Annotated in this window: 10 protein-coding genes; 3 read left to right on the top strand and 7 right to left on the bottom strand. The window is 41.0% G+C overall.

The window, feature by feature from the left end:
- Positions 1-37 precede the first annotated feature (37 nt).
- The 4 genes from M2408_RS20900 to M2408_RS20885 form a co-directional block, all read right to left on the bottom strand.
- Complete coding sequence (locus M2408_RS20900) at positions 38-613, bottom strand: non-canonical purine NTP diphosphatase (RefSeq protein ID WP_259186384.1); 576 nt, start codon at positions 611-613, stop codon at positions 38-40.
- A gap of 84 nt (positions 614-697) precedes the next feature.
- Positions 698-1,333, bottom strand: coding sequence for a hypothetical protein (locus M2408_RS20895; RefSeq protein WP_259186382.1), 636 nt, complete (start codon positions 1,331-1,333; stop codon positions 698-700).
- A gap of 128 nt (positions 1,334-1,461) precedes the next feature.
- Complete coding sequence (locus M2408_RS20890) at positions 1,462-2,442, bottom strand: deoxyhypusine synthase family protein (protein WP_259186380.1); 981 nt, start codon at positions 2,440-2,442, stop codon at positions 1,462-1,464.
- A gap of 258 nt (positions 2,443-2,700) precedes the next feature.
- Positions 2,701-3,798: a mandelate racemase/muconate lactonizing enzyme family protein gene (locus tag M2408_RS20885; RefSeq protein WP_259186378.1), complete on the bottom strand. Its 1,098-nt coding sequence runs from the start codon at positions 3,796-3,798 to the stop codon at positions 2,701-2,703.
- A 305-nt stretch (positions 3,799-4,103) separates the two neighbouring features.
- Here M2408_RS20885 and gltB point away from each other — a divergent pair, with 305 nt between their 5' ends.
- Together gltB and M2408_RS20875 are read left to right on the top strand one after the other, a co-directional pair.
- Positions 4,104-8,618, top strand: coding sequence for a glutamate synthase large subunit (gltB, locus tag M2408_RS20880; protein ID WP_120261517.1), 4,515 nt, complete (start codon positions 4,104-4,106; stop codon positions 8,616-8,618).
- 17 nt (positions 8,619-8,635) lie between these two features.
- On the top strand, positions 8,636-10,096 hold the full coding sequence (locus tag M2408_RS20875; protein ID WP_259186376.1) for a glutamate synthase subunit beta: 1,461 nt from the start codon (positions 8,636-8,638) through the stop codon (positions 10,094-10,096).
- A 145-nt stretch (positions 10,097-10,241) separates the two neighbouring features.
- On the opposite strand, the gene M2408_RS20870 is transcribed toward M2408_RS20875, so the two are convergent.
- A complete protein-coding gene (locus M2408_RS20870) occupies positions 10,242-11,534 on the bottom strand; it encodes an esterase-like activity of phytase family protein (RefSeq protein ID WP_259186375.1) in 1,293 nt (430 codons plus the stop codon).
- A 245-nt stretch (positions 11,535-11,779) separates the two neighbouring features.
- Here M2408_RS20870 and M2408_RS20865 point away from each other — a divergent pair, with 245 nt between their 5' ends.
- Positions 11,780-14,827 (top strand): VIT domain-containing protein, encoded by a 3,048-nt coding sequence (locus tag M2408_RS20865; RefSeq protein ID WP_259186374.1) that lies wholly within the window; start codon positions 11,780-11,782, stop codon positions 14,825-14,827.
- 141 nt (positions 14,828-14,968) lie between these two features.
- Here M2408_RS20865 and M2408_RS20860 read toward each other — a convergent pair whose 3' ends face one another.
- Together M2408_RS20860 and M2408_RS20855 are read right to left on the bottom strand one after the other, a co-directional pair.
- Positions 14,969-15,880, bottom strand: coding sequence for a DMT family transporter (locus tag M2408_RS20860; protein ID WP_259186373.1), 912 nt, complete (start codon positions 15,878-15,880; stop codon positions 14,969-14,971).
- A gap of 109 nt (positions 15,881-15,989) precedes the next feature.
- Positions 15,990-17,069: an LptF/LptG family permease gene (locus M2408_RS20855; RefSeq protein ID WP_259186372.1), complete on the bottom strand. Its 1,080-nt coding sequence runs from the start codon at positions 17,067-17,069 to the stop codon at positions 15,990-15,992.
- Between the last annotated feature and the right edge of the window lie 38 nt (positions 17,070-17,107).

Here is a 17,107-nt window from a genome sequence, read left to right as displayed (position 1 = left end):
AACAACAAAGTTAATCGACTAAAACCACACCTTAGTATTATCTCGTTTTTAGATAATCGGCAAGTTTCCCAACAGCAATCGCACGATGGCTGATCGCATTTTTTTCATCTGCGCTCATCTCAGCAAAAGTTGTATCATACCCATTTGGAATAAAAATCGGATCGTAACCAAACCCTTCTATTCCTCTGCGTTCTTTAATGATCTGTCCTTCTATACTTCCTTCAAAAAAATGCTGCCGTTCATTCAAATAGAGCGAAATGACGGTTTTAAATCGGGCTGTTCGGTTGGGGGTGTCCCCCAGTCTTTCCAAGACGAGATCAATATTCTTTTCCATATCCCTTGAGCCCGAGTAACGTGCCGAATAAACTCCAGGCTCGCCATTTAATGCATCAATTTCGAGACCCGAGTCATCACCAAAACAATAAAGTCCATATTTGTTTACCAAATAATCCGTTTTTTGCTGTGCATTTTCTTCAAATGTTACTCCAGTTTCCGGGATATCATCCTGACAATCGATATCGTTCAAACTTTTAATAACAAAAGTGTCTCCCACTATTGCTTGGACCTCTTCCAATTTATGGGCATTATTTGTTGCAAACACAAGTTCTAGCATCTTCTTCAAATTTATATTGCCAAAAGTAGAAATTCTTATTTAAAAGATGGTAATCATTATGAGGGGACAAATCGTTTTTAAAAGTTAAGAAACAATAAATGTTTTAAACTCGTTCCAGAACAGTTTCTTTTTATTGACATCGGCAAACATTTCTTCAAAGCTGAAGGTATTGAACACAGTTGCTATGCGCCCCTTCATATAGGAATTATGTTCGATCGATGGAAGTTTCAACGATGCAGGCTCCACACCTAATAGAATAATCTTCGTCGGTTGAAAAAATTGCATAATCTGTTTAAAATCGTTCGGATTATGGGTATTGGCCAAGTTAACCACCGCAACAGTTTCCTTCGTTAATTTTAGGGCGCCAATCGTTTTTTCAAATGCCTCGAGTGCTGCTGGAGAGAAATAAGGATATTGTGCATAGCGCAGGATAAAAAGTATTCCCTGATCTTTGCTACCCTGATAAACAAATTCTCCACCTAATACTTCAAGGGCATTATTACCTTCTTCATTGCCAATATAACCTGATCCCGTGGTTTCGCTTGTTGAAGACGGCTTAGCAAGGTGATCAGTAGCAGGAATTCCAACAGCGACATATTCCGTATCCTTTGCTTTAGATACAGCTTCCAGCTCTGATTGAAAATCAAAGCCATTGGCAAAAATCGTCTCATCCATCAAGGCTTGTAAGGCGACAGGATTATCTGTTGTTAAATTGCTCATTGTTCGAAAAGGAAATAGTAGAAAGTAAAGATAAACAAGAAAAGAGTAAAAGAAAAAGGGAGTAAAGAATAAAGAAATTGCCAGAGACAAATTCTTCGTTCCTCACTCCCTTTCGTATATCGAAAAGATTAATGCCCTAAGATATAAGAGAAAATCAAAGGTGCTACGATTGTAGCATCAGATTCTACAACAAATTTAGGCGTATCGATATCCAATTTACCCCAAGTGATTTTTTCATTTGGAACTGCTCCAGAGTAAGAACCATAAGAAGTAGTTGAATCAGAAATTTGACAGAAATAAGCCCAGAAAGGTACTTCTTCCCACTCCAAATCTTGATACATCATCGGCACTACACAGATTGGGAAATCACCGGAAATACCACCTGCAATCTGGAAGAAACCTACGCCTTTTCCAGCGGAATTGTTACGGTACCATTCTGTCAAATAAATCATGTACTCAATACCTGATTTAACGGTGCTCGCTTTCAATTTACCTTTGATCACATTTGATGCGAAGATATTACCTGTAGTTGAGTCTTCCCATCCCGGACATACAATCGGCAAATTTTTCTCAGCAGCAGCAACAATCCAAGAGTCTTTTGGATCAATTTCATAATATTGTTCCAATATACCAGAATTAACTACTTGATATAAGAATTCATGTGGTAAGTAACGCTCACCTTTCGCTTCTGCGGCATGCCATACATCTTCAAGATGCTTCTGCAAGCGACGGAAAGCCTCTTCTTCTGGAATACAAGTATCTGTTACACGGTTATAGTGATTATCCAATAATTCTCTTTCTTGTTCCGCTGTCAAATCTCTATAATTTGGGATTCTTTTGTAATGTGAGTGAGCAACTAGGTTCATCACATCCTCTTCCAAATTAGCCCCAGTACAAGAAATAAAGTGTACTTTATCTTGACGGATCATTTCTGCCAAAGAAACACCCAATTCAGCAGTAGACATTGCACCTCCAAGAGAGATCAACATTTTTCCACCATCCAAAAGATGTTCCTCGTAACCTTTTGCAGCATCTACTAATGCCGCTGCGTTAAAGTGACGGTAATTATGCTCAATAAATTGAGAAATAGGTCCTTTTTGAGTACTCATAATATTTTCTAACTTTTATAAAATAATAAGTACGGCAAAGGTACTGAATATTATCTATTTCAGGTTCCCTCTCCCACCAAAACAGCTATTAACTGCTTATTTTTTAACAAATGTAAAAAAACAGACAATTTCTACTTCTTCAGTAGTCTTGAAAAGAAGAAATATGCAGCCACTAAAAAAAGGATAATAACAATAAGGACGACAACCTCTTGGCCACCTACTCCCCAGTTCATACTATTCATACCTTCTGTATAAAAGTTAAATCACCCATTTCTCACAGCGATCCAAAAATGCTTGGTCTATATCCGCACCGATACCCGGTTCATCCGAAATATGGATTTTGTATCCGTTATATTGTATGCCCCCAACCACAGGATCCTCCAGATGGCCAACCATGCAGGTATCTAAATCAAAAAACTTGACATTAGGAGCCGCATAGGCGAAATGAACTTTGGCAGCTAGTGCTAAGCGAGACTCCAGCATCCCACCAATCATACAGTTAATACCATACTCCGATGCAACTTTATTGATTTTCAAGGCTTCTTGAATCCCACCTGATTTCGAAAACTTGATATTGATGTAATCACAAGCATCTGCTTTACAAAGTCGTTCCGCATCATGATGCGAATAAACCGACTCATCAGCCATAATTGGAACGATCGTCTCTGTGCGCAATTGCGGCAACAATTCATCATTCCAGGTCCGCATTGGCTGCTCACAAAATTGAATTTTAAACGGTTCTAACCCCTGTAAGGCTTCTACCGCGTCTTCATAAGACCAACCTTGGTTTGCATCTATCCGAATAGGCATTTCAAATCCTACCGCTTTACGTATTTCACGGATACGAGTCACATCTGTTTTTGGATCCTTGCCCAATTTTACTTTCAACATTACAGCTCCCCTTTCCTGCAGACGCTTAGCTTTTATTGCCATCTCCTCTGGAGAGGCTATACCCAGAGTCATATCCGTTGTTATCTCGCGTTTAGCTCCACGCAAAAACTGATACAGTGGAATACCCGCATGTTTTGCTGCTAAGTCATGCAATGCAATATCAAAAGCAGATTTGATGGTTCGATTTCCTGCGATATACAAATCTAGCTCAGCCAATCGTGCATCGATGGCCAGTGGATCTTTTCCTTTCCAGATCTTGGCAAAATCACGCGCTAAAACCAGACAGGTATCCTGTGTTTCTCCCACAATCATAGGAAAGGCAGAACATTCACCGACCCCGTAAATAGTCGTATCGGTATGTATGCGTATAAAGGTATTTTGCGCATAATCCATGGTTCCAGTCGCAATAACAAATGGCTCCATAGGGATGCTTAGCCTATAAATCTCTATTTCGGTTATTTTCATCTTATCATTGGTAAATTAAGTCATTTTAGTGCAGCACAAACAACGTGCAATACTTTGCCTAATTTATACATATTATTGCAATCTCACGATGCTTTTTCCATATCCAGCAAAAATTTATCGCCAAATGATGCATTATTAAGAAATGAAAGATGAGGTTTACATCCTAAAACAACAAATATGATATCAGTAATAAAACAGATAAAAAGAAATGATAAAATCAAAACAAGTGCATTTTTATTAGAATATTTATAATTTTATTCATTTTTATTCCTATATTAGCAATGTATAATATTTGAAAAGGAAAGATGATTCAACAAAGACCGAAAACGGAGGGCCTTTACGACCCTAATTTTGAGCATGACGCCTGTGGAGTAGGCTTTGTCGCCCATATCAAAGGGAATAAATCACACGCACAAGTAAAAGACGCCTTGACCATGTTGGAGAACATGGAGCATCGTGGTGCTTGTGGTTGTGATCCCGAAAGTGGAGACGGAGCTGGTATCATGATTCAACTGCCACACGAATTTTTATGGGAAGAATGTATCAGCTTAGGAATACAGTTAGAGGAACCAGGGTATTATGGAACAGGAATGGTATTTCTTCCGAAAGAAGAAGGCATGAACAAAATATGTCGGGACTTGATTGAGGAAGCGGCAGTCGAAAGGGGTATGAAATTCCTTGGCTATCGTCCAGTACCAGTCAATCGTGAAGGTATTGGACCAACAGCACTCAGTGCAGAACCTGAAATCGTCCAGTTTTTTGTTAGTAGACCGGACGGAGTTTCAAACACTGAAGAATTTGAACGCAAACTTTTTGTGCTACGTCGCCTGATCATTCAAAAAGTTAAACAACAACAAGAATACCCTCTCCCGCTTTACTTTGCATCGCTTTCTTGCAAAACTATCATTTACAAAGGTCAATTAACAACATATCAAGTCGGCACCTATTACCTGGATTTACGCGATCCTCGCGTGGTATCCGCATTTGGATTGGTACACTCACGCTTCTCGACCAATACTTTTCCATCCTGGTCACTAGCGCAACCATTCCGCATGTTGGCTCATAATGGTGAAATCAATACCCTAACAGGTAACCTCAATTGGTTTTACGCTGGAATGCGTGCCCTTTCGTCACCTTATTTCACTGAAGACGAGATGGAAATTCTGCTTCCTATCGTTGATCGAGGTCAGTCGGATTCAGCCTGCCTTGACAATGTTGCCGAACTCCTTTTACACAGTGGACGTAGCCTGACACACGTCATGTTGATGTTAGTACCCGAAGCATGGGATGGCAATACCCAAATGGATCCGTTGAAACGTGCATTCTACGAGTACCACGCAACCTTAATGGAACCCTGGGATGGACCTGCAGCACTATGTTTTACAGATGGTAAACATATCGGGGCAACACTAGACCGCAACGGTTTACGCCCATTACGTTATGCAGTAACCTCGGATGACCGTGTTGTCGTTGCTTCCGAAGCAGGCGCACTTCCGATCGAAGAATCGACCATTATTAAAAAAGGCCGTCAACAGGCAGGCAAGATATTTCTCGTCGACATGGAACAAGGTCGCATCTTGACGGACGATGAAGTAAAAGATCAATTGATCAACCAACAACCTTATAGTGATTGGTTGGACAACTATAAAATCAAGTTAGAAGAACTGGAAGAACCTCGTGTCACCTATACCTATCTTTCCAAAGAATCCGTTTTCAAATATCAAAAGACATTTGGTTTCTCAAGAGAAGACCTCGAAACAATTCTGACGCCAATGGCATTAACAGGATACGAACCAACAGGGTCAATGGGTTCGGATGTTCCTCTGGCTATCCTCTCTGATCAACCACAACATATCTCAAGCTACTTTAAGCAATTTTTTGCGCAGGTAACTAACCCTCCGATCGATCCGATCCGAGAACGTTTGGTTATGAGCTTGGCAACTTTTATTGGTAATGCTGGAAATATCCTAATCGAGGACAAAAAATTCTGTCACTGCGTGACCTTGCCTCATCCTATCCTTACATCCAAAGAACTTGAAAAATTGCGTTCTATTGATACCGGATTATTTCAGGCAAAAACTATTCAGTCCTATTTCCGTTCAGACGGAAAGGCAGGTTCACTGGAAGCAGGTTTAGAACGTCTATGCAGATATGCCGATGATGCTGTACGTGATGGTTTTCAGGTATTGATACTTTCGGATCGTGCCATAGATTCCAAACACGCTGCAATCCCTTCTTTGCTTGCTGTATCAGCAGTCCACCACCACCTGATCAAAACCGGTAACCGTGGTGCTGTCGGTCTAGTCGTCGAAGCTGGCGATGCTTGGGAAGTACACCACTTTGCCTGCCTATTGGCATTCGGTGCTACTGCAATCAACCCATATATGGCACTGGCAAGTATCCGTACCATGAAGGAACAAAACACTTTGGATACCGAACTTACTTGGCCCGAGCTATCCAAAAACTACGTAAAAGCAGTTAACAATGGCTTGCTGAAAATTTTCTCCAAAATGGGGATTTCAACATTACAATCTTATCACGGGGCACAGATCTTTGAGGTACTTGGTATCGACAAATCTGTTGTTGATAAATTCTTCTGCGGTGCAGTATCCCGTATCGGTGGTATGACACTGGATGATCTTGCCAAGGAAGCCTTATCTAAACATTGGCGTGGATTTGAAAAAAGCCGTACACCACAAAATCTCTTACCGGAAGGTGGTATCTATCAATGGAAACGTCGTGGCGAAGGTCACCTGTGGAATCCGGATACCATTCACTTATTGCAACAAGCTTGCCGGACCGGAGACTATGCCACCTATAAAAAATACGCAACTAAGATTAACGAACAGAAAGAACATATGTTTACCCTTCGTGGGCTATTGGATTTTGCCAAACACCGCAATTCCATTCCATTGGAGCAAGTCGAACCAGCAAGTGAGATCTTAAAACGTTTTGCAACTGGCGCGATGTCCTTTGGTTCTATCTCCCATGAAGCGCATAGTACCCTTGCCATTGCGATGAACCGCATCGGTGCAAAATCAAACACCGGTGAAGGAGGAGAAGATGAATTGCGTTATCAACCACTTCCAAATGGTGATTCCATGCGTTCGGCAATCAAACAAGTCGCTTCTGCACGTTTTGGAGTAACATCCAATTACTTGACACAAGCGGACGAGCTACAGATCAAAATGGCACAGGGTGCTAAACCGGGTGAAGGTGGTCAATTACCAGGACCTAAGGTAGATGCCTGGATTGCGAAAACCAGACACTCTACACCTGGTGTTGGTCTGATTTCTCCACCACCACATCATGACATCTACTCCATCGAAGATTTGGCACAATTGATCTTCGATTTGAAGAATGCCAACCGCCAAGCTAGGATCAACGTAAAATTGGTATCTAAAGCTGGTGTAGGAACGATTGCCGCAGGTGTTGCTAAAGCACATGCTGACGTTATCCTCATCGCAGGTTTTGATGGCGGAACAGGTGCATCTCCGATCAGTTCGATCAAACACGCCGGACTACCTTGGGAGCTTGGGCTTGCCGAAGCACATCAGACTCTTGTAAAAAATAAGTTGCGTAGTCGTGTCGTTTTACAGGCCGATGGTCAGGTAAAAACAGGTCGAGATATCGTTATCGCAACACTATTAGGTGCCGAAGAATGGGGGGTATCCACAGCTGCACTGGTCGCTGGTGGCTGTATTATGATGCGCAAATGTCACTTAAATACATGTCCCGTCGGTGTCGCTACACAAGATCCCGAATTACGCAAACTTTTCTCTGGGAAACCCGAAGATATCGTCAACCTATTCACCTTCCTTGCGGAAGAAGTACGTGAGACCATGGCGTACCTTGGTTTCCGCACCATCAACGAGATGGTAGGTCGCGCGCAGTTCCTGAAAAAACGTGAAAATATCGACCATTGGAAAGCAAAGAAAATCGACTTTACCGATATCCTTCATGTTGAACGCAATGAACCGGGACAATCATTATACAATACGGAGGAGCAAGATCACGGCATGGCCATGATTTTAGATTGGGGATTATTGAAACAATCCAAACTAGCGTTAGATAGCAAGACACCGGTCTTTGGAACTTTCAAAGTAAAAAATACCGACCGTACTATCGGAACAATGCTATCCAATGAGATCTCCAAATTATACGGATCTGAAGGATTACCTGATAACACCATCAATTTCAAATTTGAGGGATCCGCAGGTCAGAGTTTTGGTGCATTTTCAACAAAAGGACTTTCCTTCGAATTGCAGGGAGAAGCCAATGACTACGTTGGTAAGGGCTTATCAGGTGCACAATTAGCTATTTATCCAGTAACAGAAAGTGCCCTTGTACCTGAAGATAACATCATCATTGGTAATGTGGCATTATTCGGGGCTACATCGGGACACCTATTCGTCAATGGACAAGCAGGTGAACGTTTTGCCGTTCGTAACTCAGGGGCTACTGCTGTCGTCGAGGGTGTAGGTGATCACGGTTGTGAATATATGACAGGTGGTCGAGCACTGATCCTTGGTGCAACAGGACGCAATTTTGCGGCCGGGATGAGCGGTGGTATCGCTTGGATTTACGATATCAACGATGACTTCCGCGAAAACTGCAACCTAGAGATGGTCGATTTGGATCCACTGGAAAGTGAAGATGAAACAGCGATCATAGCTTTATTGAAACGCCATGTATTGTTGACCAATAGCCGTAGAGCAGATTTCATCTTACAGAATTGGGCCCGGGAGAAAAATAAATTCATAAAAGTGTTCCCTAGGGAATACAAAAATGTCATTCGTCAAAAATTAGTTGAAGCATAAAATAGGAAGCACAGATCATGGGAAAAATTACAGGTTTTAAAGAATTTGGGCGCGTGCTTCCAACAAAAGAAGCTGTTGAAGGCCGTGTACAGCACTTCAAAGAATTTAATAAAGGATATTCTGAGAATGAGCTAAATAAGCAGGCTGCACGTTGTATGGATTGCGGTATTCCGTTTTGTCATTCAGGCTGTCCACTGGGCAATGTTATTCCTGAATTCAATGATGCTGTATATGATGGAAAATGGGAAGAGGCTTATCAGATCCTGACCTCAACCAATAACTTTCCAGAATTTACGGGTAGAATATGTCCAGCACCCTGCGAATCTGCTTGTGTGCTTGGAATCCATAGCACTCCGATCACAATCGAAGAAATTGAAAAACATATCATTGAGATAGCATTCAAAAAGGGCTATGTTAAAGCCCATAAGAGCTATTTAAAAACAGGCAAGCGTGTTGCTGTTGTCGGTTCCGGTCCCGCTGGACTTGCTGCTGCAGCACAACTGAATAAAGCCGGTCACGATGTCATTGTATTTGAACGCGATGATCAGATCGGTGGTTTGCTCCGTTATGGTATTCCGGATTTCAAACTGGAGAAGTCCGTTATCGACCGCCGGGTTAATTTAATGAAAGAGTCAGGAATTGAATTTAAAGTAAATACAGAGGTCGGGAAAGACATAAGCTTCTACGAATTGAAAGCTTATGATGCAGTAGTATTGGCGACTGGATCTACCGTACCTTGGCATATGCAACTACCCGGTCATGAAGCCAAAGGAATACACTTTGCTATGGATTTCTTGAAACAGCAGAACCAAGAAGTTAGTGGTATAGATATTGATCAGGAGCGTATTCTGGCAACAAATAAACATGTGGTCGTTATTGGCGACGGTGATACAGGTTCGGACTGCATTGGTACCTCCAATCGCCACCGGGCTAAGAGTATTACCCAAATTGCCCGTAAACCAACACCTGCGAAAGAGCGTCTAAAAAACAATCCCTGGCCGATGGATAAAGTGACATTCGGCACTTCCTCTTCGCAAGAAGAAGGCTGTGAACGACTTTGGGCAACGGAAACACAAGAGTTCGTTCATGACGAAAATGGTCATATCACAGCGGTCAAAATCAAAGAGGTTCAATACGAAGTCGACGAATTTGGACGTCGTACAAGATTGGGTGAATCCGAAATTCGGGAAATCCCAGCTGATCTCGTTTTATTGGCTATTGGCTACAAACATACAGAGCAAAGACTATTGGAACAACTCGGTGTGCGCGTGGACGAAAAAGGAAATATTCTAGCCAATGATAAAGATTATCAAACCTCTGTAGAAAATATCTTCACCGCAGGTGACTGTCGTAAAGGGCAATCATTGGTGGTCTGGGCGATTTCTGAAGGTCGGGAGTGCGCACGGAAAGTAGATGAATACCTTATGGGTTATTCCGAACTTGAAAGCAAAGATTTCTTAGCAGCCCAAAATGCCTAACTATTGCAGATCTAATGTATCCTTTTGCCTAATGAGAAAGGAAACAAATAAGCAACAATCGATACTTTAGATTTTCAACCCAATACAAAAACGCCTGCTGATATGAGTTATCAACAGGCGTTTTTGATATATTTTAAATAGATAACTACTTTAACGGAGTCTTTAATTTAATAAAATAAATGCTATTCTTATCAACGGCACCTATCGCTGGTAACATCTTCGATTTATAAGTCCCCTCTCCCGTAACGCCGAAATCATCATCATTACATACTGCAATTAAAGACGAATTAATAACGGCCAAACCTTCTGCTTTGTCGTGCGGATATAATTCTTTGATATCGGTCATTAAATCAGCAACCAAGGTTTTGGTTACAGGCTTAATATTATATTTAGCCAAAGTAGTGGCATCTTTTAGTTCTTCGACGCTCTTATCATCAAACAATCTCCCCTTATCACCATTATTAGGATCAGAAATATCTGTTGCTTCCGCAAGATCTATTTGATAGATTTTTTTGAACACTTTGCCTCGTGTTGCCTCTGTTGCGTATTCCCCGTCACGCTCCAATACAATAAAGGTAGAATTAGACACCGCAGCAATCTCACTTACTGCCTGTAAGTCGGAACGTTCCATCATATAAGCGTATTGCTTGGTGTTTCCTGTTGCGATATCCATGGTTACAATACGGATAATCAAAGAATTCTTCACTGCATCTTTTGAAGGATTATAGAGTGGAAATTGCATAATACCGACCAAGGTCTTGCCATCTGGCGTAATCGTCAGACCTTCCATTCCACGATTTGGGCGTCGCTTGGCAAATACCAATGGTAATTTCTTTCCTGTTGTCCAAGGATTAATCCGCTCAATCTCCTTTCCAGAAGCATCAAAGTGAACAATATGTGGGCCATACTCATCACTTACCCACCAAGAGCCGTCAGTACCTCTTGCCAATCCCTCTGAATCGATACCGTCTTCACTTTTTCCCAAATCTTTTCCATTCGTATCCAAAGCTTTCTCTCCAGAACCACCTTTACCCTCAGGGTTCGGTAAGCCGTTCAATTTTACGCCATTTTTATTCTTTAATTCAATTGCTGATTCAAAAACCAGCACATTATCCTTTAATCGAAATTTACCGATCTGTGGTGTAAACATGGGGTTAGCAAAAACTTTGCTATCTTTTTCTGTACCATCAATATTTGGCCCACGATCCGTCAAAAGATAAAATACAGTTTTATCATTCGGATCCTGAACCATAGAAGATCCATATCCACCATTATATACCTTTACCTCACCAACTGTACCCAATACTTTTGGATCTGTGGCAACGGCCTTATCCGGATAAATTAAATTGACAATTGGATCAATAATCTTTGACACATCGTCCTTACTGCAGGAAGCACACAAAAGAGCAATCCCCAATACGCTGTATAATTTTCTCATAATTTGTTCTATTATCCCGCAAACATAAACCTCATATATTAGGCAATCATTAACAAATGTTTAAATAACTTACATCCACCGACCAAATCATAATGGTAAATAAAAATAGGTTGCCTTTATGGAATTCGCTTTTTCATTGCATCAAAGAAAAAATAGGCAAAGGAATTGGGGGACGAACAGTATTGACCATTGTCAAAAACCAGCCCCTAATTCTGATGGAAACAAGCAGATAAACAATTATTCAAATGAAAAAGACAATATTAGCCCTCCTCACCCTTTTGGTATTTTCCAATGTGGATACAAAGTCTCAAATAAAACCCAGCCGTGAGGTACCCAGCTTAAAAATAAAAAATGAGCAACGTGTAGATGCAGTAAAACTCGTCGACCTAAAAGTGGCTGTCAGTATTTTTGGAAATATTGCCAAAACATCAATGACCATGACTTTCGAAAACACGACAAATCGGGATCTCGAAGGGGAACTTACTTTCCCGATGCCTGAAGGTGTTTCCGTTAGCGGTTATGCCCTGGATATCAATGGAAAACTACGCCAGGCGGTACCAGTGGACAAAAACAAAGGCACCGAAGTTTTTGAAAGTATAGAAACACGGCGAGTAGACCCCGGATTACTTGAAAAAATAGAAGGAAACAATTTTCGAAGCCGAATCTATCCCCTACCCTCAAAAGGACGGCGTACGATCCAGATTAGTTATTCCGAAAACCTAACACCAGAATCCGATCAGGCATTATATTATTATCTGCCTTTGAACTATAATTCCATTATTGAAAACGTCGAGCTGAACATCAACGTTTATCAAGGCAATAAAAAGCCAAGTTTTACTGAGCAGCCTGATGGTTCCTTGGCATTCTCTGAACAAAACCATAACTACGCTGCTACATTACACAAGCAACAGTTCAAATCCTCAAAAAATCTCGCGATTAAACTCCCTTTAAACGAAAACGCCGTCTCAGGATTAAAACAATTCAACCAGGATGGCAGTTTTTATTTTCTCGCCAATGCAAAAATGGAAATTCCAAAGCAGACGCAAAAAAAATGGGGCAACAGCCTCGCTATTATTTGGGATCGTTCATTAAGTTCTAAAAATAGAGACCTGGAAAAAGAGTTCAGCCTCCTGGATCAGTTTTTCAATGAAAATCAGAATATATCAGTGGATCTAGGTTATTTAGATATTCGTTTCAGCAAAGCAAGGACATTTCAGATCAGTCAGGGAAACTGGGAAGAGTTGAGAAATCAGCTGAAACAAACAGTTTATGATGGTGGAACCGATTATAGCCAAGTAAAGAGCGGAGTACTGCATGGCGCAAATTATCTCTTTTTCAGTGACGGACTTTCTACATTTGGCCAGGGCAAAATTGTGCTTGATCAGCCTACTTATTGTATCACCTCTTCAACCAGCTCAGACTATACTAATCTCAAACAAATTGCCCAGACTCATTATGGGAAAATGGTCAATTTGACAAATACAACGATCACTCAAGCCTATAACACGTTAAATTCGATCGACCTGCTCTTTTTGGGAGTAAAAGAACAATATGCTTTTACAGAAATCTATCCGGAGAAAGGCTCACCTGTTCAATCCTATTTTTCTGTGTCGGGACTTGGCAAAGACAATGGGGCAAAAGAAATCACACTTTTAGTCGGTGATGGAACACGGATAATTAAAGAGATCAAAGTTCCATTAAAACCCGACAACGGAGAGATCGATCTGCAACAGATCTGGGCACAAAAGAAAATAAATGCACTGGACATCCAATACGAAGACCATCGTGAGGAAATCGAAGCAATCGGTAAACAATTTGGTATAGTAACACGAAACACCAGTTTAATTGTTTTGGAAAATGTGGAAGATTATATACGTTATGAAATTACACCGCCTGCGGAGCTGCTTCCCGAATTCAATCGTCTCAAAAAAGAAGAACGCATAGAAAAGGAAGAACGCGTAGCAGATTTATTGACACAGGCCCAGAATATTACCGAGCTACTTCAATCTTGGTGGAATACCGACTTTCAGCAAAAAACGAAATATCCACAACGAGATCGGTCAGGTCAGTCTACTGATACAGCTATTGCCCAAGACGCTCCCACTGTAAATATCGCTGTTCCCCCCATGCCATCCCGTCCCTCTGCAAGCCCAGTAGCAACACCGCCGGCCGTGGAATACAGATCATCAGAAAGGGCTAGTGACGAGCGCGTGTATGCGGCAGCCAATTCAAGAGTCGCGAACGCAGCAGCCAGCGAAGTGGTACTAGAGGATATCTCATCCAACGACGTACTTAAAGAATCCGTCACTGTAAATGCTGTTCAAGCACTAGAGGGACGCGTTGCTGGAGTACAGCCCACCAGTACCCTCGGCAGCACAACCGGCAAAATAAGTATTCCCGAAATTAAGGAAGACAATGCTTACCTAAAGGAGCTCAATCAATCCAAAGATCCTTACAAAAGCTATCTTCAGCTACGGGATCAGTATATGGGAACACCTACCTTCTATTTCGATGTTGCCAACTTCTTTTTCAAAAAGGGAGATAGGCAAAAGGCTTTACTTATCCTAAGTGCGTTGGCAGACCTGCAAATTGAAAATGCAGATCTTTACAAGACCATTTCCTACAAGCTCCGGGAATGGGGTGATGTTGACAATGCATTATATATAACCACTAAAGTACTAAAATGGCGTCCAATGGATCCGCAAAGTCATCGTGATTATGCCCTGGCTTTACAGGATAAAGGTCAGTACAAAGAAGCCCTAGAACAACTTTATGGCATTTTGACACAAAGTTATTCACCCGAGGCCGCCAATCGGGACGATGGCATTGAGGAAATCCTCGTGATGGAGATCAACAACCTCATCAAACTCCAGAAAAGTGCAACAGCTAAAGTTGCTGTGGAAAAGAAACTTGTCGCTGACCTACCTGTTGACATACGGGTAGTCATCAACTGGAATTCCCAAAATACCGATATTGATCTCTGGGTCACAGATCCAAATGGAGAAAAATGCTTCTACAGCAACCCCGCAACAGCAATTGGAGGTCGATTAAGCAATGACTTTACTGGAGGTTACGGTCCAGAACAATTCTTATTAAAAAAAGCATTGAAAGGGAAATATAAAATAGAAGCTGATTTCTATAACGATAGCTCCTTGACTCTGGCCGGTCCTGCGGCTGTCTTAGCTGAAATCTTCACCTATTATAGTTCAGGAAGACAGGAACGTAAACTCACCACAATTTACCTTGACCGTGACAAAGAAAGAAATATATTAGTGGGCGAATTTGTATTTTAGTTCACCCGAAAGAAAGGATTACTGAGAGATTCAAAAGGAGCAAACCCTCTCCGAATTGAATAGTTGAAATAGAACTGCAAGAGAGTACGAGCAGAGTGAAAGAAAAAAGGTGTCCGGCTTTGCTGGACACCTCAGTAGTCTTTAGTGCAATTTGCGGATGATAAGCTCTTTTTGTCTTTTCTCCAGTTTCGTCTTCACATAAGGATAGGTAAACACAGCGCCAAGAACGATACAAGCTCCTAGATAAAATCCACCACTCATCGTTTCCTTCTGGCCAAAGATCAACATTGCTAAAAGTATACCATATACAGGCTCCAGATTGGTAGTCAATGCAACAGTAAAAGCAGATAATTCCTTCATTACTGCGACCCCCATCACATAGGCAACCGCTGTACAAACTACGCCTAATAATAAAAGATAAATCAGATCCTGCTGTCCCAATTTCATCTCCGCATTAAAATCTCCTGTGAACAACATAAGTATACTGATCCAAAAACATGCCCCCAGCATTTCATAGAATGTAATCAGCGTTGGACTGGATTTCTTGACCATTCTTGCATTGGCAATAGAAAATATACTTGCACAGAAAGCGCAACCGAGGCCCGCCAATAGACCAACCAGATAATGTGTCTCAAACGAAAATATGGTATAAATCCCTACAATAATCACCAGACCGACGACAATATCCAGTAATGCGATACGTTTTTTGTTTACAATAGGCTCCAATATGGCTGTAAACAATGTCACCGAAGACAACGTGACCAACGTTACCGAGACGGTAGATACCTTAATGGAATAGAAAAACAAAACCCAGTGTAAACCAACAACCGCCCCCACCATAAAAAACTGAACAAACTGTTTTCTAGAAACCAATATCGATTGTTTAGTCAACAGAAAATAGACCAACAAGGAAATAGATGCAATCGCCACGCGATACCAGACCAGATGAATAGCGGAAACAGAAATGAGACTACCCAAGATCCCAGTAAACCCCCAAATAAGGATTGTTAAATGCAGAATTAGAATATTCCGATTTAGTTGAATTTTAGACATATTCAATAGAATATAAATTATTTTGTAATAGCAACGAAAACGATTAGGAGCAGCACTTATTTTTTCCCTTTGTTATAACTGCTTAAGCTAATAATGATATGAATAGGAGCTATTTTGGAGCTTTTATCGTCAAATAAATGGCCACCAAAAAGAAAGTCACATTAGGGATCAATACCGCAACCAATGGCGGTAATCCTCCTTTCAGCGAAAACATGGTCGCAAATTGAATAAAAACAATATATGTAAAACTTAAGCCGATTCCGATACCCAAACTTAAACCAATCCCCCCTCTGACCTTTTTGGAAGAAAGGGCCACACCCATTAGGGTCAGAACAAAAGCAGAGAATGGATAAACATAACGTTTATATTTCTCCAACAACAGATCATTCATCACCCCAGTCCCTCTTGTTTCCTCTTTATAAATACGAATATTGAGTTCACGGGTATCCATTGCAGTAAACATATTATCCCGTAATTCAAAATCCGATGGTTTCATGTCCAAGGTGGTATCTTTGACCGTTCCTTTGTCCATTCGCTCATGTAGTCCGTTAATAACACGATTGGTGTATCCCTCAATTTTCCATTTTGTCGCTACAGAATCCCATGTGATACGGTCAGCCATCATCTTTTCCTTCAATGTATCCCCTTTGAAAATCTCCAACACAAAACCATAACCGGTCTTGGTTGTATTGTCAAAATTATCAATATACACATAGCTATTTTTATCCAGCTGCATATGCGTTGAGACACGAGAATTATCTTTCAATGGCTTCACATAGATGTTCTCAAAATCCACCTTCATTTTATTGGTATGCGGAATAATGAAAATATTGAACACCAAAGAAACGATAAAGATCAATGTTGCGGATATCATATAAGGCCGCAGCAAACGGTTGAAACTGTATCCCGCACTTAATATAGGAACAATCTCCGTCTGATCCGCCATTTTTGAGGTAAAAAATATAACCGCGATAAAATTAATCAGTGGACAGAGAAAATTAAGATAGAATGGAATAAATCCAGCATAATACTCAAAGATAATCTTATCTAAAGGTGCTTTATATTTCAGAAAGTCATCCAATCTTTCGGACACATCGAAAACAACCATAACCACGGTGAATATGGCCATCGTGAACACAAATGTTGTCAGGTACTTTTTGATGATGTAACGATCGATTAACGAAAGCATATTTTTAGATTTGAGTATTAAGATAAGAGATTTGAAAC

Origin of the sequence: Sphingobacterium sp. BIGb0165, from assembly GCF_024810095.1 — a bacterium.
GTDB classification, from domain to species: domain Bacteria; phylum Bacteroidota; class Bacteroidia; order Sphingobacteriales; family Sphingobacteriaceae; genus Sphingobacterium; species Sphingobacterium detergens.
This window is presented reverse-complemented; position numbering and strand designations above follow the sequence as displayed.

Bases quoted from the DNA above. Each gene is read 5' to 3' on its own strand.
- M2408_RS20900 (WP_259186384.1), bottom strand. From the start codon at position 613: ATGCTAGAACTTGTGTTTGCAACAAATAATGCCCATAAATTGGAAGAG.
- M2408_RS20895 (WP_259186382.1), bottom strand. From the start codon at position 1,333: ATGAGCAATTTAACAACAGATAATCCTGTCGCCTTACAAGCCTTGATG.
- M2408_RS20890 (WP_259186380.1), bottom strand. From the start codon at position 2,442: ATGAGTACTCAAAAAGGACCTATTTCTCAATTTATTGAGCATAATTAC.
- M2408_RS20885 (WP_259186378.1), bottom strand. From the start codon at position 3,798: ATGAAAATAACCGAAATAGAGATTTATAGGCTAAGCATCCCTATGGAG.
- gltB (WP_120261517.1), top strand. From the start codon at position 4,104: ATGATTCAACAAAGACCGAAAACGGAGGGCCTTTACGACCCTAATTTT.
- M2408_RS20875 (WP_259186376.1), top strand. From the start codon at position 8,636: ATGGGAAAAATTACAGGTTTTAAAGAATTTGGGCGCGTGCTTCCAACA.
- M2408_RS20870 (WP_259186375.1), bottom strand. From the start codon at position 11,534: ATGAGAAAATTATACAGCGTATTGGGGATTGCTCTTTTGTGTGCTTCC.
- M2408_RS20865 (WP_259186374.1), top strand. From the start codon at position 11,780: ATGAAAAAGACAATATTAGCCCTCCTCACCCTTTTGGTATTTTCCAAT.
- M2408_RS20860 (WP_259186373.1), bottom strand. From the start codon at position 15,880: ATGTCTAAAATTCAACTAAATCGGAATATTCTAATTCTGCATTTAACA.
- M2408_RS20855 (WP_259186372.1), bottom strand. From the start codon at position 17,069: ATGCTTTCGTTAATCGATCGTTACATCATCAAAAAGTACCTGACAACA.